Genomic DNA, 20,384 nt, shown 5'->3' with positions numbered 1-20,384 from the left:
CCGAGGGTCCGAGAGACCCTCGGTCTAGGGTGCAGCAAAAATCGGAAGACGACGTGGCGGGTTACGCCACAGCCATTTTCTGCAGGTCGACCAGCCGGGTCACGCCCTTTTGCGCCAGCGCCAGCAATTTCAGCAGTTCGTCCTGGGTGAACGGCGTCTTCTCGGCGGTGCCTTGCACCTCGACAATGCGGCCGTCGCCGGTCATGACGAAATTGGCGTCGGTGTCGGCTTCCGAGTCCTCGGCGTAATCGAGATCGAGCACCGGCGTGCCGTTGTAGATTCCGCATGACACCGCGGCGACATTGTCGCGCAGCACCTCGCCGCGGATCATGTTGCGGCTCTTCATCCAGTTGAGACAATCCGCCAGCGCCACCCAGGCGCCGGTGATCGAAGCAGTGCGGGTGCCGCCATCGGCCTGGATCACATCGCAATCCACTGTGATCTGGCGCTCGCCGAGTGCTTCGAGATCGACGATGGCGCGCAGCGAACGGCCAATCAGGCGCTGGATCTCGACGGTGCGGCCGCCTTGCTTGCCGGCGGAGGCCTCGCGCCGGGTGCGTTCCAGCGTGGCGCGGGGTAGCATGCCGTACTCGGCGGTGACCCAGCCGCGGCCCTGGCCCTTCAGCCAGGGGGGAAGACGTTCTTCCAGCGTGGCCGTCACCAGCACGTGGGTGTCGCCGAATTTCACCATGCAGGATCCTTCGGCGTATTTGACCACGCCGCGTTCCAGCGACACGGGGCGCAGTTCATCGGGCGCACGGCGGCTCGGCCGCATGGGAAGTCCTCCAGAAGCAGGGAAATGATGATCTCGCGGTGCTTTTAGGGGGGCAGGACCGCAGCGGCAAGGGCTGAAACGGGCTGAGGCGCCCGCCGTATTCCCCGCCACATTCAAAGGCTTGAAAAGGCCCCGGAATATGAACAAATGGGGTTGCCGCAAAGGAGCATGCCGTGGCCCACCACGATCCGATCGGTCACCTGATCACACCCAATTCGGGGCTGGCGCAGCTCAATGAGCGTTCGCGCGACATTTTTCGCCAGATTGTCGAGAATTATCTGGCGACCGGCGAGCCGGTGGGGTCGCGCAATATTTCCCGCCTGATCACGCTGCCGCTGTCGCCAGCCTCGGTCCGCAACGTGATGTCGGATCTCGAGCAGCTCGGGCTGATCTATGCCCCGCACACCTCCGCGGGCCGGTTGCCGACCGAACTCGGGCTGCGTTTTTTTGTCGATGCGCTGATGCAGGTCGGCGATCTCAGCGAGCCGGAGCGGCAGTCGATCGAGGCCCAGCTCGCCACCGTCAACAAGGCGCAAACCGTTGAAGCTGCGCTGAGCGAGGCGCTGACCCGGCTGTCCGGCCTGACCCGCACCGCCGCCGTGGTGCTCACGGCGAAATCCAATGTCCGGCTCAAGCACATCGAATTCGTGCGGTTGGAGCCGGAACAGGCGCTGGTGGTGCTGGTCGCCGAAGACGGCCAGGTCGAGAACCGCGTGCTGGCGCTGGCGCCGGGCGTGCCGGCCTCGGCGCTGACGGAAGCGTCGAATTTCCTCAATGCGCGAATTCGCGGCCGCACGCTCGCGGAAGCCCGCGTCGAGCTCGAAAGCGCGCTGGCGCAGAGCCGCAGCGAGCTCGACCAATTGACCCAGAAGATCGTGGCGGCGGGGATCGCAAGCTGGTCGGGCGGCGCCAATGACGAGCGGCAGCTGATCGTGCGCGGCCATGCCAATCTGCTGGAAGACCTGCACGCACTGGAAGACCTGGAGCGAGTGCGGCTGTTGTTCGACGATCTCGAAACCAAGCGCGGGGTCATCGATCTCTTGGGACGGGCGGAACGCGCCGACGGCATGCGCATTTTTATCGGTTCGGAAAACAAGCTGTTTTCCCTGTCGGGGTCCTCGACCATCATCGCACCCTATCGAGACGGCGCCGGCCACATTGTCGGCGTCCTCGGGGTGATCGGCCCGACCCGGCTGAACTATGCCCGGGTGATCCCGATGGTCGATTATGCCGCGCGTATCGTCAGCCAGATGCTCGGCAAGTGATTTTCAAAGGACTTTGCCACCCTATTTAGAGCCGGAAAGGCGGTTGGACCGCCGGTTCCAGGCGATCTGGAGCTTGATTTTCAGCTCCGGAGCCCTGATATGCGGGCTTGAGTTTTGAACGAGACATTTAGTTAGAAGGCGGAGTAATGACCGAAGCCAACGGGCATCAAAATCCCGACGATCCGACCAAGGACAACGCGGCCGCTGAGCCTGTTGTCTCAAAGCCGTATGTCATGCCGGACGATCCGGAAGAAGGATCGGTCGAGGCACTGACCCGCGAGGTCGCGGAAGCCAAGGACAAGGTGCTGCGCACGCTGGCAGAGATGGAAAACCTGCGCCGCCGCACCGCCAGGGAAGTCGCCGACGCCCGCGCCTACGGCATCACTTCGTTTGCGCGTGATGTGCTCGACATCGCCGACAACCTGCAGCGCGCGCTGGATGCGGTGTCCGCGGAAGCGCGCGAGGCCGCCGATCCTGGCCTGAAGGCCCTGATCGAGGGCGTCGAACTGACCGAGCGCTCGCTGCACTCGACGCTGGAAAAGAACGGCGTGAAGAAGTTCGATCCGTCGGGCGAGAAGTTCGACCCGAACTTCCAGCAAGCCATGTTCGAGGTGCCGGATGCGTCGGTGCCGTCGGGCACCGTCGTGCAGGTGGTGCAGTCCGGCTACAAGATCGGCGAGCGCATCCTGCGTCCCGCCCTGGTCGGCGTGGCCAAGGGTGGCCCGAAGCCGGCGCCGACGACGGATTTTACGACCTGAGGTCTTGTTGTCGGGACACGTTGCGTTGTTGTGAGAGCAAGGTTGAAAGAAAAAAGGCGCCGCATCACGCGGCGCCTTTTTTGTTTGATGTTGTTTGTGGTTCACACGGCAATGTCGCCCGACTGGATCCGCTTCACGCCGGCCTTGTTGGTGTCGTGCCAGGCCTTGGCGAGCGAGCCTTTGGTGTCGATGCCGCGGCAGGCGTCTTCCACGATGTAGGTTTCGAAGCCGGCCTTGCGGGCGTCGAGCGCGGTCCAGGCCACGCAGAAATCCGTCGCCAGCCCGGTGACAAAAACTTTCTTCATCTTGCGGGCCTTGAGGTAGCTGCTCAGTCCCGTGGTGGTCTTGCCGTCGGCTTCCATGAAGGCCGAATAACTGTCGACCTCCTTGTGGAAACCCTTGCGGATCACGAGCTGGGCCTGCGGAATCGCGAGGTCCTTCGACAGCGCCGCGCCGTCGGTGCCCTGCACGCAGTGGTCCGGCCACAGCACCTGCTTGCCGTACTCGAGCTCGACCACTTCGAACGGTTTCTTGCCGGGATGGCTGGAAGCGAATGAGATATGCTCGGGTGTATGCCAGTCCTGGGTCATCACCACATTGGCGAAGCCCTTGGCCAGCCGGTTGATGATCGGGATCACCTGATCGCCGTTTTTCACCGCGAGGCTGCCGCCCGGCAGAAAGCAGTTCTGCACGTCCACCACAATCAGGACCGATGCGGCATCGACTTTGACCTTGTCGGCGGCCTTTGCAGAAACGCTGACCATCGCCGCCACCCCACCCAGTCCGCCGAGGAATTGTCGTCTGTCGACCATCGTACAGCCTCCGCCCAATGACGGGATGATCATCGACAGCCGGTGATTGAAGCACAAGACCTAATCTTGGTCCTGCCGAACGGTTGGGGCGACTACCGCGGTGCGATGCCGTCGCGCACGGCACGGAAACGCGTAAACGCCGGCTGCCATGCGTCGCGCTTGGCGCCGGCGACGATCCGCAGCGTGGTGTTCGATCCGCCGAACCGCAGCCATTGCACCACGGTGATCGGTGTATTGTCCTTGCCGGTGACGGCTTCGATGCGGGTCTCGTAGCCGGCCGTGCCGTCGATCCGCATCGGCTCGGACGACGTGATGCGCGCATCGCGCAGGCCAGGCAGGGAGGCCGCGATCTGCTGGGCGAAGCGTCCCCGGTCCTCGGGCGTCGCCGGTCCATTTCCCATCAGGCCGATCAGCATGTAGGGCGCGGTGTCGAGATTGTCCTCGTCGGTCGCGTCGGTCAGCAGCACGGTGGTGGCCATGGGAAGCGTGCGCATGGTCTTGAATGCGCTGAGTTCGGTCAGCTTGAACGGCAGCCGGTCCATCTGCTCGGCGGCCGGCACGTCGGTGCGCAGCGTGGTGCTGGCCAGCATCTTGCGCACGGCTTCGTCCGAGTAGGCCGAGTTGGCGTTGTCGGGAACTTGCGCGGCGACATAGCCGGAGAATGTGGTGCCGGACACCAGCAGCGAGAACCGCCGGACATTGGTGCCCTCATCGACCGCGGTTTCGCGCGTGAGGTAGGCCTTGTTGCCGGACGCGAGCTCGAACGGTTCGAGCTTCGGCCGGTTGGGGGCGGATTGATCGGTCTTGAAGGCAGTCTCGACCGACGTAAACGCTTCCTTCGGCAACTCGGTAACCACCACCTTGACGCGCTTGTCGGTGGCCTCGAAGCCGGGGAATGCGGTCGCTGCGGCCAACCCCTCGATCGGAACCAGGCCGACCCGGGCGCCCTTCGGGAAGATCGGATCGGCGGCGAAAGCGGGGCTTGTGGCAAGGCCGACAGCAAGGCCCGAGAGAACACTGGAGAGAACGAAAGTGAGAGCAAGGGCGAGGGAGCGGAGCTGTCTCATGGCAGGTCTCATGTGATTGTAATAAGGCCGTTCCATGGTGCCTGTGATGAGACCGAAGGCCGCGGCGGCCGCACCATTGTTTCTCAATATCCCATCTCCCTTATCTCCATTCCGTTCCCGCCGACAGTCGAGTGGCCGGTCGGTCGCGCAATGTGATCCGTCGCGAGCCTCCATCGTGAGCCTCCCCCTTAAGCCTTGCTTAAGCCTTGGGTCGTGAGCCTTGGGTCGTGCCGGCCCGCAGTCGGTCAGTGCGCTATTTGCAAGGCCATTTGCAAACGCCGCGGAACAGGCCGGAAACCTGCCCCATCGTGGGAGGTGCCGTCCGTCGGAGCTTGAAGACCCTCTGCTTTTAGGGGCGAGACCCCGTTTCGGTCCTTGCAGGCAGCACCCCCCCTCCTATATGAGGCGGAGCGCCGCATGTCGCGGAGAATTGATGAATAGGGGGTTCGGCCGGGGTGCCGTCAGGGCCCAGCCAACCCGCCGCAAAACAAGGATGTGAGAACCATGGGAAAGGTCATTGGTATCGACCTCGGCACCACGAATTCGTGCGTTGCCGTGATGGATGGCAAAACGCCGAAGGTCATCGAGAACGCGGAAGGCATGCGGACGACGCCGTCCATTGTCGCCTTCACCGATGACGGCGAGCGACTGGTGGGCCAGCCGGCCAAGCGCCAGGCGGTGACCAACCCCGAGCGGACATTCTTCGCAGTGAAGCGCCTCATCGGCCGCCGCTACGACGATCCGATGGTCGAGAAGGACAAGGGCCTCGTTCCCTACAAGATCGTCAAGGCCGGCAACGGAGACGCCTGGGTCGAAGCCGACAGCAAGACCTATTCGCCCTCGCAGGTCTCGGCCTTCATTCTGCAGAAGATGAAGGAGACCGCGGAAGCGCATCTCGGCGCCAAGGTCGATCAGGCCGTCATCACCGTTCCCGCCTACTTCAACGACGCCCAGCGCCAGGCCACCAAAGACGCCGGCAAGATCGCCGGCCTCGAAGTGTTGCGCATCATCAACGAGCCGACCGCGGCCGCGCTCGCCTATGGCCTCGACAAGGCGAAGACCGGCACCATCGCGGTGTACGACCTCGGCGGCGGCACCTTCGACGTGTCGGTGCTCGAGATCGGCGACGGCGTGTTCGAAGTGAAGTCCACCAACGGCGATACCTTCCTCGGCGGTGAAGACTTCGACATGCGCCTGGTCAGCTATCTGGCCGACGAATTCCAGAAGGAGCAGGGCATCAACCTGCGCAACGACAAGCTTGCGCTGCAGCGCCTGAAAGAGGCGGCTGAAAAAGCCAAGATCGAATTGTCGTCGACCACGCAGACCGAGATCAATCTGCCCTTCATCACCGCGGACCAGTCCGGTCCGAAGCATCTGACCATGAAGCTGACCCGCGCCAAGTTCGAGGCGCTGGTGAGCGATCTGGTCGAGAAGACCATCGAGCCGTGCCGCAAGGCGCTGAAGGATGCCGGCCTGTCCGCCGCTGAAATCAGCGAAGTGGTGCTGGTCGGCGGCATGACCCGCATGCCGAAGATCCAGGAAGTCGTGAAGCAGTTCTTCGGCAAGGAGCCGCACAAGGGCGTCAACCCGGATGAAGTCGTCGCCATCGGCGCGGCCATCCAGGCCGGCGTGCTGCAGGGCGACGTCAAGGACGTGCTGCTGCTCGACGTGACGCCGCTGTCGCTCGGCATCGAGACGCTGGGTGGCGTGTTCACCCGCATCATCGAGCGCAACACCACGATCCCGACCAAGAAGAGCCAGGTGTTCTCGACCGCGGAAGACAACCAGAATGCGGTTACCATCCGCGTGTTCCAGGGCGAACGCGAAATGGCGGCCGACAACAAGATGCTGGGTCAATTCGATCTGATGGGCATTCCGCCGTCGCCGCGCGGCATGCCGCAGATCGAGGTCACCTTCGACATCGACGCCAACGGCATCGTCAATGTGTCCGCCAAGGACAAGGCGACGAACAAGGAGCAGCAGATCCGCATCCAGGCTTCGGGCGGTCTGTCCGAGGGCGACATCGAGAAGATGGTCAAGGATGCCGAGGCCAATGCGGCCGAGGACAAGAAGCGCCGCGAGGCGGTCGACGCCAAGAACCATGCCGACGCGCTGGTGCATTCCACCGAGAAGGCACTGGCCGAGCACGGGTCGAAGGTCGCCGAGACCGAGCGTCGGGCGATCGAGGACGCCGTTGGCGATCTGAAGGAAGCGCTGAAGGGCGACGACGCCGAAGCCATCAAGGCCAAGACCAATACGCTGGCCCAGGCGTCGATGAAGCTCGGCGAGGCGATGTATACGCAGCAAGCCGAGGCCGACGCCAAGAAGGACGCCGCCAAGGACGATGTTGTTGACGCGGAATTTACCGAGGTCGACGACGATAAGAACGGCAAGAAGTCAGCGTAATCCTCATGATCAATCACCTCCCCCTCGCGGGGGAGGTTTTTGCGAGCAAGTAACTCGATGACGAAACGCTGTTATTACGAGACCTTGGAAGTCGAACGTTCCGTCGACGAGCCCGGTCTGAAGACCGCCTTTCGCAAGCTGGCGATGAAATGGCACCCCGACAAAAATCCGGGCGACCAGTCCAGCGAAGTGCGCTTCAAGGAAATCAACGAGGCCTATGAGGTCCTGAAGGACGGCCAGAAGCGGGCCGCCTATGACCGCTTTGGCCATGCCGCGTTCGAGCAGGGCATGGCTGGCGGTGGTGGCGCCGGTTTCGGTGCGGGCTTCGCCTCGTCGTTCTCCGATATTTTCGAAGACCTGTTCGGCATGGCCGGACAGCGCGGACGCAGCAGTGGTGGCCGCGAGCGCGGCGCGGACCTGCGCTACAACATGGAAATCTCGCTCGAGGAAGCCTTCCTCGGCAAGACAGCCGAAATCCATATTCCGGTGTCGGTGACCTGCGAATCCTGCTCGGGCACCGGCGCGAAGACCGGTACCCGGCCGGAAAACTGCGCGATGTGCGGCGGCGCCGGCCGCGTTCGCCAGGCCCAGGGCTTCTTCACGCTGGAGCGCACCTGTCCGGGCTGCCAGGGCCGCGGCCAGGTGATCAAGGATCCCTGTTCCTCCTGCTCCGGCTCCGGCCGTGTCACGCGGGACCGTACACTGTCCGTCAACATTCCCGCCGGCGTCGAAGACGGCACGCGCATCCGTCTTGCGGGTGAGGGTGAGGCCGGCGTGCGTGGTGGGCCCGCGGGCGATCTCTATATTTTCCTGTCGCTGGGGTCGCACGAGCTATTCCAGCGCGACGGGGCAGACTTGCACTGCCGCGTGCCGATTTCGATGATCACGGCGGCTTTGGGCGGTGAATTCGAGGTCCCGACCATCGACAAGGGCAAGACCAAGGTCAAAGTCCCGTCAGGAACCCAGTCCGGACGGCGATTCCGCATTGCATCAAAGGGCATGCCGGTGCTTCGGTCGCGCCAGACCGGAGACATGTATGTGCAGGTTGTGGTCGAAACGCCGCAGAATCTGACCAAGAAGCAGAAAGAATTGCTCGCGGAGTTCGAAAAGCTGTCGTCCGGGGAAACCCAGCCGGAGGCCGCAGGTTTCTTCACCAAGGTCAAGGACTTCTTTGGCCCGCGCGCCGGCACGGCCTGAGCCTAAAACTTGACCATGGCGGCGGGCAGCGATACCCATTTATGACGAAAATCTGACGTCCCGCCCCGCTTTCAGCTTTGCCGGTCCCGATATGCCTTCGCAATCGTCTGTGCGTGTTCTGAAAAAGCCGCTTCGTCTTGATGATGAGGTGCGCTTTCTGCGCTCATGGATCGAGAAGCCGCTGCACATGGGTGCGGTGATGCCGTCGGGCAAAGTCCTGGCGCGGACCATGGCGCGGTATGTCGATCCGCATTCCGATGCACCGGTCGTCGAACTCGGGCCCGGCACCGGCGCCATTACCAATGCGCTGATCGCCCGCGGCATCGACCAGAAGCGTCTGGTCCTGGTCGAATACAATCCTGGCTTCTGCGCGCTGCTGCGCGAGCGCTATCCCCAGGCGACCGTGGTGCAGGGCGATGCCTATGCGTTGCGCGATACGCTCTGGGAGGTCATGGGCCAGCCGGCGTCGGCGGTGGTTTCGGGCCTGCCGCTGGTCACCAAGCCGATGCGAACCCGCCTGAAGCTGATCCGCGACGCCTTTGTGGCGCTGGCACCCGGTGCGCCCTTCATCCAGTTCACCTATTCGGTGGCGCCGCCGATTCCCAGATCGCTGTCGGGTGTCCACACCCAAGCGTCGGAACGGATCTGGATGAACCTTCCGCCGGCGCGCGTCTGGGTGTATCGCAAGGGCTGATACCCCCGCGCTGTCGCGCAGGTTCATGCCCTGGAACAGATGCCCGCGATCAAAATCCTCGTGATTCCCGGATCGATCCGTACCGGCTCCTTCAATGCGCGCCTCGCGGCGCTGGCGGCGAAGGAAATCGCGCTGGCAGGCATCGATGTGACGCGGATCTCGCTGACCGATTATCCGCTGCCGATCTATGACGCCGATCTCGAAGTCCGCTCCGGCGCGCCGAAGCCCGCGATCGATCTCAAGCAGATGATCGGCGCGCATCACGGTGTGCTGATCGTCACCCCGGAATACAATGCCTCGGTGCCGCCGTTGCTGAAGAACGCGGTCGACTGGGTCAGCCGGGTGCGCGAGCGCGGCGAGCCGCCGCTGCAGGTGTTTCACGATCGCGCCTTCGCCATCGCCGCGGCATCGGAAGGCAAGTTCGGCGGCCTGCGCGCGTTGATGGCGCTGCGGCAGGTGCTGGCGCTGGGCTGCGGCGCGACTGTCATTCCACGCCAGTTCGCGCTGTCCGGCGCGGATCAGGCGTTCGACGACAACGAACACTTGAAGGACAGCCGCGACGCCGAAGGACTGCGCGCACTGGTGAAGCAACTGATCGATGTCGCACAACAGATGATGTGAGGAGGGACCATGGACATGCCGATTGCCAAAATCGAAACGCGTGACCGTTTGATCGTCGGGCTCGATCTGCCGAGTGTGGAGGCCGCGGAGGCGATGATCGCCCGGCTCGGCGACAGCGTGACCTTCTACAAGATCGGCTACCAGCTGGCTTATGCCGGTGGCCTGCCGCTGATCCGCAAGCTTGCGAACGCCGGCAAGAAAGTGTTCGCCGACCTCAAACTGCACGACATCGGCAACACGGTGACAAAGGGCGTGGAGAGCATCGCCAAATCCGGCGCGACCTTCCTCACCGTGCATGCCTATCCGCAAACCATGACAGCCGCGGTCGAAGGCCGTGGCACCTCAGCACTGCGTATTCTCGGTGTCACCGTGCTGACGTCCTACAACAACGCCGACCTGCAGGAGGCGGGCTATCGCCTCGACGTTTCCGCGCTGGTCGAGACGCGCGCGCGGCAGGCGCAGGCGATCGGTGTCGACGGTCTCGTCTGCTCCGGCGAGGAAGTGACGCATCTGTCGAAACTGGTCGGCAGCCGCCTCGACCTGGTCGTTCCCGGTATTCGTCCCGCCGGCAGTGATGCCGGTGACCAGAAGCGGGTGATGACACCGGGGCAGGCGATCAAGGCCGGCGCCGACTATCTTGTGGTGGCTCGCCCGGTGGTGGCCGCGACCGATCCCAAGGCTGCGGCCGAGGCGATCGTCACTGAGATCGCCAGCGCGCTGGATTGAAACTCGAACGGATCAGGGAGACAAAAAATGGCAAAAGGCTACTGGATCGGTCGCGTCGATGTGCACAATCCCGAGGGATACAAGGCCTATGTCGAGCAGAACGGGCCGGTGTTCGCCAAATACGGCGGCAAGTTCCTGATTCGGGGCGGCCCGTTCGAGGCCAAGGAAGGCAGCAGTCACCGCAGCCGCAACGTGGTGATTGAATTCCCCGACTACGCCACCGCGCTGGCCTGCTACCAGTCCCCGGAATATCTGCGGCTGGTCGCAATCCGTGCGCCTCACAGCACCGCCGACATCATCGTCATCGATGGCTATGACGGGCCGCAGCCGGGCTGACAAGGGCGGCCCCATCGCCTATAGAGGCGGGGTATTTTTCGAGGTCTGAGCCAAAGGTTCTTGCGTCATGTCTGACATGCGATTGATCGTTGCTGGGGCCGGCGGCCGGATGGGTCGCACGCTCGTGCGCGCCATCGCGGAAACGTCCGGCGCCGTGCTGGCCGGCGCGCTGGAAGCGCCGGGCTCCGAACTGATCGGCCAGGATGCGGGCGTGCTGGCTGGATTGCCCGCCAACGGTGTTTTGCTGTCCGCGGATCTCTGGGCGCTGTCGGCGCAGGCCGACGGCATCATCGACTTCACCGTGCCGGCTGCGACCATCGCCAATGTGGCGATCGCGGCGGAGCGTGGCATCGTTCACGTCATCGGAACCACCGGCCTGTCGGCCTCCGACGACGCGGTGATCAAAAGCGTCACCAAACGCGCCGTCGTGGTGCAGTCAGGCAATATGAGCCTCGGCGTCAATCTGCTCGCGGCGCTGGTCAAGCGCGTGGCGCAGTCGCTGGATCAGGATTTCGATATCGAGATCCTGGAGATGCATCACAAGCAGAAGATCGATGCCCCGTCGGGCACCGCCTACATGCTCGGCAAGGCGGCCGCCGAAGGCCGCAACATCGATCTGCAATCGCATTCGGTGCGCGCGCGCGATGGTCATACCGGCGCCCGCACACCCGGCGATATCGGTTTTGCGACACTGCGCGGCGGCACCGCCACCGGCGATCACACGGTGATCTTCGCGGGTCCGTATGAGCGGATCGAGCTCGCGCACAAATCGGAAAACCGCATGATTTTTGCGCACGGCGCGTTGAAGGCGGCGCTGTGGGCGAAGGACAAGAAGCCAGGCTTCTATTCCATGACCGACGTGCTCGGTCTCACTGACTGACAACCGAGATCGTGATGCGATTGCCATCGCATCACGATCTCATTTCTTTGTTTGAGCCTGATCTTTTCGGAAAACCGGTTCCCACTTTTCCGGATCAGGCTCTAAAACCGGAAGCTTCAAGAATGAGCGATCGTTGTCTTGTGCTGGTCCGCCATGGCCAGAGCGAATGGAACCTGAAAAACCTGTTCACCGGCTGGAAGGATCCCGACCTCACCGAGCAGGGCGTCGCGGAAGCCAAAGAGGCAGGCCGCAAGCTGAAGGCGCAGGGCCTCGAGTTCGATATCGCCTTCACCTCGGCGCTGACCCGCGCGCAGCACACGCTCAAACTGGCGCTCGCCGAGCTCGGCCAGCCCAGCCTTCCGGTGATCCAGGACGAAGCGCTGAACGAGCGTGACTACGGCGATCTCTCGGGACTGAACAAGGACGACGCCCGCGCCAAATGGGGCGAGGAGCAGGTGCTGATCTGGCGGCGCTCCTACGACGTGCCGCCGCCCGGTGGCGAGAGCCTGAAGGATACGCTGGCGCGCACGCTGCCGTATTATGTGCAGGAAATCCTGCCGTTCGTCATGCGCGGCAAGCGCACCCTGATTTCGGCCCACGGCAATTCGCTGCGGGCGCTGATCATGGTGCTGGAAAAGCTGTCGCCGGAGCAGATCCTCAAGCGCGAACTCGCGACCGGCGCGCCGATCATCTACACGCTGAATGACGACTCCACCGTGGCCTCGAAGGTCGATCTGGGCCGGTAATCACGCAAGCTTGCGATAATAGAAGCTGGTGCTGCAGAGACCACCCTGCGGCCACAGCGCGTAGTCCGGTACGATGCCGACAAACACCCAGCCGAGCCGCGCGTAGAGCCGCTCGGCATCGCCGCCGGTGACGGTGTCGAGCACCAGCAGTGTCTTGCCGGCGGCGCGTGCCGCATCTTCCGCTGATCGCATCAGTTTGGCGCCGATGCCGCGTTTGCGTGCGCGACGGTGCACCAGCATCTTCGCAATATCCGCACGGTGCGGCTGGTTGTCCGGTTGTGCGCAGATCACCTGCACAGTGCCGATGATGCCCTTGGCGTCACGCGCCACCAGCACGATGCGTTTGCTATCAGTGATGTCGTGCGTCTGGCCGCGCCAGAACGCCCGGGCTTTGTCAGGCGAGAGCGGCTGCATGAAACTGACCGACGCGCCGCCATCGACGCAATCGATCAGCACGTCGGCGAGCTGGGCAACGTCCGCTTCACGCAACTCGTCGAGCCTGTCGATCGTGATGTCGTCGGGGGGCGGTGTCGTCATGAGGTGATCACCACCGCGTAGCGCGCCGGCTTGTTCCTGACATTGTGATAGGTGGTCGGCTGGTCCAGCACGAACGCCAGGCAATCACCGCTCTCGAGCGCGTACCACTCGTCGCCGATGGTGACGTCGATGGCGCCTTCCAGCACCCAGACCTGATGATGGATCGGGGTTTGACGGCCGCCGCTCTCATAGGCCACGCGCGCGCCCGCGGGAAATTCCACCTCCACGATCTGGATCGGGGTCAGATTGCCCGGAGGCGACACGTTGCGACGCAGATAACCCGATCCGGGGTCGCGCCAGACCGGCTGGTCCTGCCTCAGCGCAACGGGGCCGGAGGCACGCGTTTTGGGCTCGAACAGCGCCGCCAGCGGCATGTTCAGGCCGGCCGCCAGCTTTTCCAGCACCACGGCGGTGGGGCTCGCTTCCGCCCGCTCGATCAGGGAAATCATCGAGCGGCTGACCCCGCTCTGGTCGGCCAGTGCCTCCAGCGACAAAGCGCGCTGGGTCCGCAGCTGGCGCACCCGCGCGGCGATCTGCTGGTTGATGCCTGGCTCAGTCATCGGATTTTCCAATAAGATGGATAGATAATCCATTATCTTGGAAAAATCGTCAATGGGGGAGGCGAAGGGTCAGTTCATTCCGACCTGCCCGGCCTCCCAGCCCAGCATGGCCTGCTTTCGGGTGATACCCCAGTGGTATCCTGTTAGGGCCCCGCTTTTGCCGAGCACGCGATGGCAGGGCACCACGAACGACAGCGGGTTCTTGCCAACGGCGGCCCCAACGGCCCGGGAGGCGGTCGGCCGTTCGATTTTGGCGGCGATGTCGCCGTAGGTCGACGCGCATCCCATCGGGATCTTCAACAACGTCTCCCACACCCGGACCTCGAAGTCGGTGCCGATCATGGTCACGCGCAGCGGCTGGTCCGGCCGCCACAGCTTGGCGTCGAAAATGCGCTGGGCGAGGCCAGCAGTGCCGGGGTGATCCTCGATAAAGGTGGCATTGGGCCAGCGCCGCTGCATGTCGGCGAACGCGGTGCGCTCTTCGCCGGGATCGGCGAACGCGAGACCGGCAAGGCCGCGGCCGCTTGAAATCACGATCGCGGTGCCGAATGGCGAGGCGTGAAAGCCATAGATAAGCGTCATGCCGGCGCCGCCGGCTTTCCATTCCCCCGGCGACATCGATTCGTGAGTGACGAACAGATCGTGCAGCCGTCCCGGCCCCGACAGTCCGGAATCCAGCGCGGCATCGAGCACGCTGGCGGACGAGCGCAGCAGGCCCTTGGCGTGATCCAGCGTCAGCGCCTGCATGAAGGCTTTCGGGGTGAGGCCCGCCCAGCGGCGAAACAGGTGGTGCAGCTCATCCGGCGTGACGCTGGCCGCTTCCGCGATCGATTCGATCGTCGGCTGGGCGCGCCAGTGCTCCGAGATGTAGGCGATGGCGCGGCGCACGGAATCGTAGTCGCGCAGCGCGGCATTCTGCGGACCGGGTTTGGTCAGGCGTTGATCATTCATGGCAAGGTTCATCATGGCTCAAATGTAAGCCCGGGCGGATGTCCGAACCACCCGATTCCCGACTCGGCCTCAGACTATCGGATTGTAGGTGGGACCGCGCCGCGCCTCCTGCAGCGCGGCGGACAAGGCTTTGTAAAAACTGTCTTTTTCGGAGGGCCCGAGGAAGCGCGCCAAAGCGATCTGCTGGCCGCGCGCCACCAGATAAAGCCGCTCCACGCCGAACTCCTCATGCACCTCGCGATCGATGCGGATCCACAGCGGGTTGAGCACCCATTCCATGGCGTGGCCCTGAGGGCTGACCCGGCGCAGGCGCAGTTCGGAATAGGACACGCTGATGTCCTCATAGGCGCGGGCGTCGCGAAAGTTCACCTTGAAGGCCCAGTAGATCACCAGCACGTCGAGCCCGAAGAAGCCGAACACCGGCCAGGCGCCCATCAGCAGGAACGCCACCCCGGCCGCGAAGCTGACGGCGCTGATGAAGGCCATCAGCACGATGAAGCCGGTGCGGTTCAGCGACCGGTGCGGCGTCAGGCGGGCTGTGAACAGCGTCGGCTGCGGTCCCTGATCAAAATCGTTGCCCGAGGTCATGACGGTTCATTATACGAACATCATGGCAAAAAAGACGAGCGGTTCGGCAGCAAAAACCAAAACCTCCGAAACCAAGGTTGCAAAAACAGCTGGGAAGACCGCCCCGCGAATCGCCGGCAAGACGCCGGTCGCGTCGGCGCGATCAAAGACTGCGAAATCTAAAGCTCTGAAATTGAAGGCGCTCAAACCCAAATCTCTAAAACCTTGGAGCGCGGCCGAAGTCGTCGACGCGTTCAGCCGGTTTCGTGAGGCGAATCCGGAGCCGAAAGGCGAGCTGGAGCATCTCAATCCCTATACGCTGCTGGTGGCGGTGGCATTGTCGGCCCAGGCCACCGACGTCGGCGTGAACAAGGCAACGCGGAATTTGTTTCCCATCGCCGACACGCCGCAGAAAATGATCGCGCTGGGCGAGGATCGTGTCCGCGACATGATCAAGACCATCGGGCTCTATCGCAACAAGGCCAAGAACGTGATGGCGCTGTCGCGGCTGCTGATCGAACATCACGACAGTGAAGTGCCGCGCAGTCGCGAAGCGCTGGAAGCGCTGCCCGGCGTCGGCCGCAAGACCGCCAATGTGGTGCTCAACATGGCGTTCGGCGAGCCGACCATTGCGGTGGACACTCATCTGTTCCGGCTCGGCAATCGCACGGGTCTCGCGCCCGGCAAGACGCCGCTGGAGGTGGAGCTCGGGCTTGAGCGCATCATCCCGGCGGAATTCAAGCGCCATGCGCACCACTGGTTGATCCTGCACGGCCGTTACATCTGCATCGCGCGCAAGCCGCGCTGCGACGTCTGCCTGATCAACGATCTCTGCCGCTGGCCCGAAAAGGCCGTTTGAGAGCAGCGGTTCGGAAATTTCGCGCCGCGGATTTTGCCGAAAGATTCTGACCGGGATCGATCTCCCAAGCCTTTGCGTTTTGTGTTCGGCCCGTTAGCCTGCCGCCCAAGCGGCGCTCGACGCTGCATGGCACAATAGTCTTGAGGGACGGCTCATGGAAATTTCACGACGGAGATTGGGACAGCTCGGTTTCGGATCCATGATCGCGGCCACGCCATTCGGTGGCGGAACCACCGCGCTGGCACAATCGTCTTATCCGACCCGCACCATTACTTTGGTGCTGCCGTTTGCCGGCGGCAGCGGCACCGATACCACGACGCGGATCATCGCACAGCATCTGAGCGTGGCGCTTGGCGTCGGTACGGTGATCGAAAACAAGTCGGGTGCCAATGGCTCGATCGCGGCGACCTATGTCGCGCGTGCGGCGCCCGACGGTTACACGCTGTTTGTCACCACCAACACCACGCACTCGGCCAATCCGAGCCTGCTCAAGACCATGAGCTATGATCCGATCAAGGATTTCACGCCGATCGCACGCACCGGCGATCTGCCGTTCATGCTGCTGATCCACCCCGACGTGCCGGCAAAGAATGTTCTTGAACTGGTGGCGCTGGCCAAGGGGGCGCCCGGCAAGTTCAGCTATGCCAGCGGCAGTTCGTCGGCGAGCGTTTCCGGAGCGACCTTTGCGCGGCGGGCCGGCATCGATCTCCTGCACGTGCCCTATCGCAGCTCGCCGCCGGCGTTGACCGACGTGATCGGCGGCCGTGTCAGCATGATGTTCGTCGACATCCCGACCGGCCTGCCTCACGTCAAGGAAGGCGCGCTGCGCGCGCTTGCGGTCACCACCACCTATCGTTCCTCGCTCATGCCTGAGCTGCCGACCATGCAGGAAGCCGGCGTGCCGGACTTCGATATCAGCTCATGGCAGGCCTGGTTCGGTCCGGCCAACATGCCGAAGGAGATCGTGACGCGGCTCAACACCGAGGTCCGCAAGATCGTCGAGAAGCCGGAGGTCAAGGCGCGGCTGTCCGAACTCGGCATGGAGCCGTTTTCCGGCACACCGGAAGAGCTCGACAAATTCGTCAGGGACCAGCTCGTGCTGTGGACGCGCCTGATCAAGGACGCGGGCATCGAGCCGCAATAGGCGCCAGCTTAAGTTGTCGGCACCTTGATCCGGCCCGGCTCGATCAGCTCCGGCCGCGGTCCCGACAGCCGCTTGTGCATGTGAACCATGAAGGCCATGCCGAACAGCGGCGTTGCCAGATTGACGATCGGAATCGAGACGAACGCGGCGATGAAGAGACCGGCCGTGAACACCATGGCGCTGTTTTGCTTGCGCATCGCCTTTGCTTCCGCAGGCGGCCTGAAGCGCATGGCGGCGAGTTCGAAATACTCGCGGCCAAGCAGCCAGGCTGTGGCGATGAAGAACACGATGAAGCCGGCGCCGGCGAGGAACACGAACGGCAGCGCGACCAAATAGACCAGGATGGTCAACAGCGCGGTCTTGCTGCCTTCCATCACCGCGACGCCGGGCGGCAGCGCGGTGCCAACACGCTCGGCCGGATAATGCTCGCGCTCGACATGGTCGGCGATGTCGTCGACGAAGAAACTCGCCACGAACGAGGTGATTGCCGGCATCAGGAACACGGCGCCGAACACGATGCCGAGGCTGGCGGCGATCGAGATGATCCAGGCCAGCACATTGATGGCCGTGTGATAGTCCGGCCCGAGCGAGGCCTCGATCCAGGCTTCGCCGGAGCCGGCGAACCAGGTCAGCAGGCGCTGCAGTCCGATGCCCGCAACCACGATGAGCACCAGCGACAGGCCGATTGCCTTCCACAGGATGGCGCGCATCGGGGCCGACAACATCTGGGACAGGGCTTTGACGGCCGCGTCGAGCATTTCGTTCTCCTGGCGCGGGACATCACCGCGATGCCGCAAAATCGCAGGCAGAGTTAGATATGCCGGGGCTGGGATGCAAGATCTTGCGGAGAACGAGGCTTGTGGGTGTCTGCGGCGGTTCAGTCGACCGGTTCCAATCTGCGTGCGGCAGGTCGACGCATGGGCACTACGACGTCGTCGGCTGGCGCGAGCGGCGCCTCCGGCGCTTGGTGGATTCGCGCTGGAAAGGGATCTTCCTCGGCCGCCACCTCCGCGAGCGGCTTCGGCTTGTCCGCCCAATGCAGCGCGGTGTAGTCGAAGCCGCGCTCGATGGTCGGTTTGATGATGGCGAAATAGGGCGAGATGTCGAAGTCGCGCGGCATGTAGAGCGAGGAATCGCGGATGTGCAGGATTTCGCGGCGGGCCTGGCGGCTGCCGGCCTCGGTGACCCTCGGCAGGATCGGATAACGCACCGCGCCGAACGCCTGCGCAATCAGCGCCGAGCAGATGATCTTGGTCGGGTCGCCCGATCCCATGGCGATTATGCGCCGCCGCCAGCGCTGCGGCACCGGCAGCGGGATCAGGAACCGCATCAGATCGAGGATGTTCTTGGTGTCGTAACCGAAGCCGATGCGATTGATGGCGTAGCGGCAGACCGTGGTGCGGTCCTCGAACGACAGTCCCACCGGACGGCAGAGACGGGTGTGATAGGGATAATATTTCGACAGCGGCGCCGACGTCACGCCCTCGCCCACATTGGCCTCGATCAGCACATGCGGCTCGCCGTCGGGTTCGGACGCGCCGTCGATCGGGCCGACGAACAGCGCCGAATGCGACCATGTCGATTGGGTCAGATACTTGATGATGCCGGAGATGCGGTTGTTACCCTCGACCAGCAGCACGTCACCGGGCTGGATCAGGCCGCGCAGCCGTTCCGGATCGCTGGGTGTGAACGGCTCATATCCGGGCACCTCCTTCTGGAGGTAGCGCGCGATCAACTTGCCGACCGTATCAAGCATCAGGCCCATGAGGGTCTCTCTCCCGCTGCGGCTCGTTCCGGCCGCTTGTTTGGTGCCCATCATGGTGGTCGAAAGCCATTGCAATTTGGTTCATGGGCCGGCGATTGCGGTCATTCCTAGGTAACCATGACCGTTGCCCACGGCATCTCAATACGGCAAGTTCGCGCTCTGTGCCAGCACCAGAGCCATCAGGCCAAGCTTTCGGAAACCATGCCAATGACAATTTCGGAAACCCGGCAATGCCGCTGACGCGCCGTGGTTTGATGGGGCTATCGCTGGGTCTGGCCGCAGCCGGCCCGCTGCGGGCCATTGCCGCGCCGCTGCCGCGCGATGCTGACATTGTCGTGATCGGCGCCGGCGCCGCCGGCATCGCCGCGGCGCGGCGGGTGGTGGCCGCGGGCCGCAAGGTGCTGGTGGTCGAGGCCACAGGCCAGATCGGCGGCCGCTGCCAGACCGATGTCACGACCTTCGGAGTGCCGTTCGATCGCGGCGCCTGGTGGCTGTACAACCCGGACAGCCATCCGCTGGTCAAGCTGGCGCGCGGCGCGGGGATGGAGATCGCGCCCGCGACACAGGGCCAGAAGATCCGGATCGGACGGCGCAACGCGCGCGCGGGCGAAGCGGAGGATTTCCTGGCCACACTGGTGCGCGCCAATCGCGCCATCGACGAGGCCGCGCGGCGCAGCGATGTCGCCTGCGCGTCGGTGCTGCCGAAAGATCTCGGCGACTGGGCCGGCACGGCGGAATTCCTGCTCGGGCCATTCGGTGGCGGCAAGGATCTCAAGGATCTTTCGGTCGGCGATCAATTCCGCTCGACCCATCGCGATGCCGTGGCCTTGTCGCGTCGCGGGCTCGGCGCCCTGATCGCCAAACTCGGCGAAGGCCTGCCGGTCGCGCTGTCGACGCCCGCCACCCGCGTTGTGTGGAGCAATCGCGACGCCAGTGTCGAGACGTCCGCCGGCACTATTGCCGCGCGCGCGGTCATCGTCACCGCGTCGACCAATGTGCTCACGTCAGGCAAGATCAAGTTCGCGCCGGACTTGCCGAAGCGGCAGTTTGAGGCGGCGGCGAAGCTCTCGCTCGGCAGCTACGATCACATCGCGCTGGAGCTGCCGGGCAATCCGCTGGGATTGTCGCGCGACGATGTTCTGATCGAGCAGAGCAAGGACAATCGCACCGGCATTCTCTACGCCAATATTGGTGGCTCGTCGCTGTGCATGGTCGATGTCGGCGGCAGCTTCGGACGCGATCTCGCGGCGCGCGGCGACGCCGCGATGGTTGCGTTCGCGACCGAGTGGCTGGTCAAATTGTTCGGCAGCGATATTGCTGGTAGCATCAAGCGCTCCAGCACGACGCGGTGGGATGCTGCGCCGTATGTGCTGGGCGCGATGTCGGCGGCCGCGCCTGGCGGCCAGGCCGGGCGCCGCGTGCTGATGGAGCCCTCGGGCGCGTTGTTCCTTGCGGGTGAAGCCACGCACGAGACCCAGTGGGGCACGGTCGGCGGCGCGTGGGAGAGTGGCGAGCGTGCGGCGGAAGCCGCGCTGCGGAAGATCGGCGCGTTGAAGGAGTCCGCGGAGCCGGTGCCGGAGCGTCCGGCAAGGAAACCGCGTCCGAAATCCAGCGCGCCGGAGCGCGCGCCCGGCCTGGCGTGGCCGAGGAGCTGACGCTTGCGATGACGCATCGTCGTGACTGTCGAGATTCCGGGTTCGCGCGTTGCGCGCACGCCC

At 63.9% G+C, this 20,384-nt stretch carries 23 protein-coding genes; 13 read left to right on the top strand and 10 right to left on the bottom strand.

Annotated elements, in window-relative coordinates; genetic code table 11:
- Positions 1-61 precede the first annotated feature (61 nt).
- Positions 62-775 carry a ribonuclease PH gene (gene rph / locus RS897_RS10330; protein ID WP_315836463.1) on the bottom strand — a complete coding sequence of 238 codons (714 nt, stop codon included), beginning with the start codon at positions 773-775 and terminating at the stop codon, positions 62-64.
- A gap of 173 nt (positions 776-948) precedes the next feature.
- On the opposite strand from rph, the gene hrcA reads away from it, so the two are divergent.
- Entirely contained in the window at positions 949-2,040 is a 1,092-nt protein-coding gene (gene hrcA / locus RS897_RS10325) for a heat-inducible transcriptional repressor HrcA (RefSeq protein WP_315836462.1), read from the top strand.
- A 146-nt stretch (positions 2,041-2,186) separates the two neighbouring features.
- Complete coding sequence (gene grpE, locus RS897_RS10320; protein WP_315836461.1) at positions 2,187-2,798, top strand: nucleotide exchange factor GrpE; 612 nt, start codon at positions 2,187-2,189, stop codon at positions 2,796-2,798.
- A 101-nt stretch (positions 2,799-2,899) separates the two neighbouring features.
- On the opposite strand, the gene pncA is transcribed toward grpE, so the two are convergent.
- A complete protein-coding gene (pncA, locus tag RS897_RS10315) occupies positions 2,900-3,610 on the bottom strand; it encodes a bifunctional nicotinamidase/pyrazinamidase (protein ID WP_315836460.1) in 711 nt (236 codons plus the stop codon).
- Between the two features lie 92 nt (positions 3,611-3,702).
- Positions 3,703-4,677, bottom strand: coding sequence for a hypothetical protein (locus tag RS897_RS10310; RefSeq protein ID WP_315836459.1), 975 nt, complete (start codon positions 4,675-4,677; stop codon positions 3,703-3,705).
- 504 nt (positions 4,678-5,181) lie between these two features.
- Between RS897_RS10310 and dnaK the strand changes: the two genes are divergently transcribed.
- From dnaK to RS897_RS10270, 8 genes are all read left to right on the top strand, one after another.
- A complete protein-coding gene (gene dnaK / locus RS897_RS10305; RefSeq protein ID WP_315836458.1) occupies positions 5,182-7,083 on the top strand; it encodes a molecular chaperone DnaK in 1,902 nt (633 codons plus the stop codon).
- Between the two features lie 57 nt (positions 7,084-7,140).
- Positions 7,141-8,280 carry a molecular chaperone DnaJ gene (gene dnaJ / locus RS897_RS10300; protein WP_315836457.1) on the top strand — a complete coding sequence of 380 codons (1,140 nt, stop codon included), beginning with the start codon at positions 7,141-7,143 and terminating at the stop codon, positions 8,278-8,280.
- A gap of 91 nt (positions 8,281-8,371) precedes the next feature.
- The gene (locus RS897_RS10295; RefSeq protein ID WP_315836456.1) at positions 8,372-8,974 is read left to right on the top strand and encodes a class I SAM-dependent methyltransferase; all 603 of its coding nucleotides are present in this window, start codon (positions 8,372-8,374) and stop codon (positions 8,972-8,974) included.
- Between the two features lie 39 nt (positions 8,975-9,013).
- Entirely contained in the window at positions 9,014-9,595 is a 582-nt protein-coding gene (locus tag RS897_RS10290; protein ID WP_315836455.1) for an NADPH-dependent FMN reductase, read from the top strand.
- Between the two features lie 15 nt (positions 9,596-9,610).
- The gene (gene pyrF / locus RS897_RS10285; protein ID WP_315838583.1) at positions 9,611-10,321 is read left to right on the top strand and encodes an orotidine-5'-phosphate decarboxylase; all 711 of its coding nucleotides are present in this window, start codon (positions 9,611-9,613) and stop codon (positions 10,319-10,321) included.
- 27 nt (positions 10,322-10,348) lie between these two features.
- Complete coding sequence (locus RS897_RS10280) at positions 10,349-10,657, top strand: DUF1330 domain-containing protein (RefSeq protein WP_315836454.1); 309 nt, start codon at positions 10,349-10,351, stop codon at positions 10,655-10,657.
- 67 nt (positions 10,658-10,724) lie between these two features.
- Complete coding sequence (gene dapB / locus RS897_RS10275; RefSeq protein WP_315836453.1) at positions 10,725-11,537, top strand: 4-hydroxy-tetrahydrodipicolinate reductase; 813 nt, start codon at positions 10,725-10,727, stop codon at positions 11,535-11,537.
- Between the two features lie 122 nt (positions 11,538-11,659).
- Positions 11,660-12,283: a 2,3-bisphosphoglycerate-dependent phosphoglycerate mutase gene (locus RS897_RS10270; protein ID WP_315836452.1), complete on the top strand. Its 624-nt coding sequence runs from the start codon at positions 11,660-11,662 to the stop codon at positions 12,281-12,283.
- Here the strand turns inward: RS897_RS10270 and RS897_RS10265 are convergent, their stop codons facing one another.
- The 5 genes from RS897_RS10265 to RS897_RS10245 all read right to left on the bottom strand — a co-directional run bounded on the left by RS897_RS10265 (position 12,284) and on the right by RS897_RS10245 (position 15,105).
- Positions 12,284-12,820 carry a GNAT family N-acetyltransferase gene (locus RS897_RS10265; protein WP_315836451.1) on the bottom strand — a complete coding sequence of 179 codons (537 nt, stop codon included), beginning with the start codon at positions 12,818-12,820 and terminating at the stop codon, positions 12,284-12,286. It abuts the gene before it with no gap.
- Positions 12,817-13,380 carry a helix-turn-helix domain-containing protein gene (locus tag RS897_RS10260; protein ID WP_315836450.1) on the bottom strand — a complete coding sequence of 188 codons (564 nt, stop codon included), beginning with the start codon at positions 13,378-13,380 and terminating at the stop codon, positions 12,817-12,819. Before RS897_RS10260 ends, RS897_RS10265 begins: the two co-directional genes overlap by 4 nt.
- Before the next feature lie 69 nt (positions 13,381-13,449).
- Complete coding sequence (locus tag RS897_RS10255) at positions 13,450-14,346, bottom strand: methylated-DNA--[protein]-cysteine S-methyltransferase (RefSeq protein WP_315836449.1); 897 nt, start codon at positions 14,344-14,346, stop codon at positions 13,450-13,452.
- Positions 14,347-14,400: 54 nt separating this feature from the next.
- Complete coding sequence (locus tag RS897_RS10250; RefSeq protein WP_315836448.1) at positions 14,401-14,919, bottom strand: DUF2244 domain-containing protein; 519 nt, start codon at positions 14,917-14,919, stop codon at positions 14,401-14,403.
- Between the two features lie 9 nt (positions 14,920-14,928).
- Positions 14,929-15,105 (bottom strand): hypothetical protein, encoded by a 177-nt coding sequence (locus tag RS897_RS10245; protein WP_315838953.1) that lies wholly within the window; start codon positions 15,103-15,105, stop codon positions 14,929-14,931.
- Between RS897_RS10245 and nth the strand changes: the two genes are divergently transcribed.
- Both nth and RS897_RS10235 read left to right on the top strand, forming a co-directional pair.
- Complete coding sequence (nth, locus tag RS897_RS10240; protein WP_315838582.1) at positions 15,029-15,757, top strand: endonuclease III; 729 nt, start codon at positions 15,029-15,031, stop codon at positions 15,755-15,757. The two genes, RS897_RS10245 and nth, sit on opposite strands and share 77 nt — an antisense overlap.
- Before the next feature lie 199 nt (positions 15,758-15,956).
- A complete protein-coding gene (locus RS897_RS10235; RefSeq protein ID WP_315838581.1) occupies positions 15,957-16,901 on the top strand; it encodes a Bug family tripartite tricarboxylate transporter substrate binding protein in 945 nt (314 codons plus the stop codon).
- 8 nt (positions 16,902-16,909) lie between these two features.
- Here the strand turns inward: RS897_RS10235 and RS897_RS10230 are convergent, their stop codons facing one another.
- Together RS897_RS10230 and RS897_RS10225 are read right to left on the bottom strand one after the other, a co-directional pair.
- Complete coding sequence (locus RS897_RS10230) at positions 16,910-17,659, bottom strand: sulfate transporter family protein (protein WP_315836447.1); 750 nt, start codon at positions 17,657-17,659, stop codon at positions 16,910-16,912.
- A gap of 119 nt (positions 17,660-17,778) precedes the next feature.
- The gene (locus RS897_RS10225; protein ID WP_315836446.1) at positions 17,779-18,666 is read right to left on the bottom strand and encodes a C40 family peptidase; all 888 of its coding nucleotides are present in this window, start codon (positions 18,664-18,666) and stop codon (positions 17,779-17,781) included.
- 230 nt (positions 18,667-18,896) lie between these two features.
- On the opposite strand from RS897_RS10225, the gene RS897_RS10220 reads away from it, so the two are divergent.
- Complete coding sequence (locus tag RS897_RS10220; protein ID WP_315836445.1) at positions 18,897-20,321, top strand: flavin monoamine oxidase family protein; 1,425 nt, start codon at positions 18,897-18,899, stop codon at positions 20,319-20,321.
- The last annotated feature ends 63 nt before the right edge of the window (positions 20,322-20,384 follow it).

It is taken from the genome of Bradyrhizobium prioriisuperbiae (assembly GCF_032397745.1).
In the GTDB taxonomy this organism is placed as follows: Bacteria; Pseudomonadota; Alphaproteobacteria; order Rhizobiales; family Xanthobacteraceae; genus Bradyrhizobium_A; species Bradyrhizobium_A prioriisuperbiae.
This window is presented reverse-complemented; position numbering and strand designations above follow the sequence as displayed.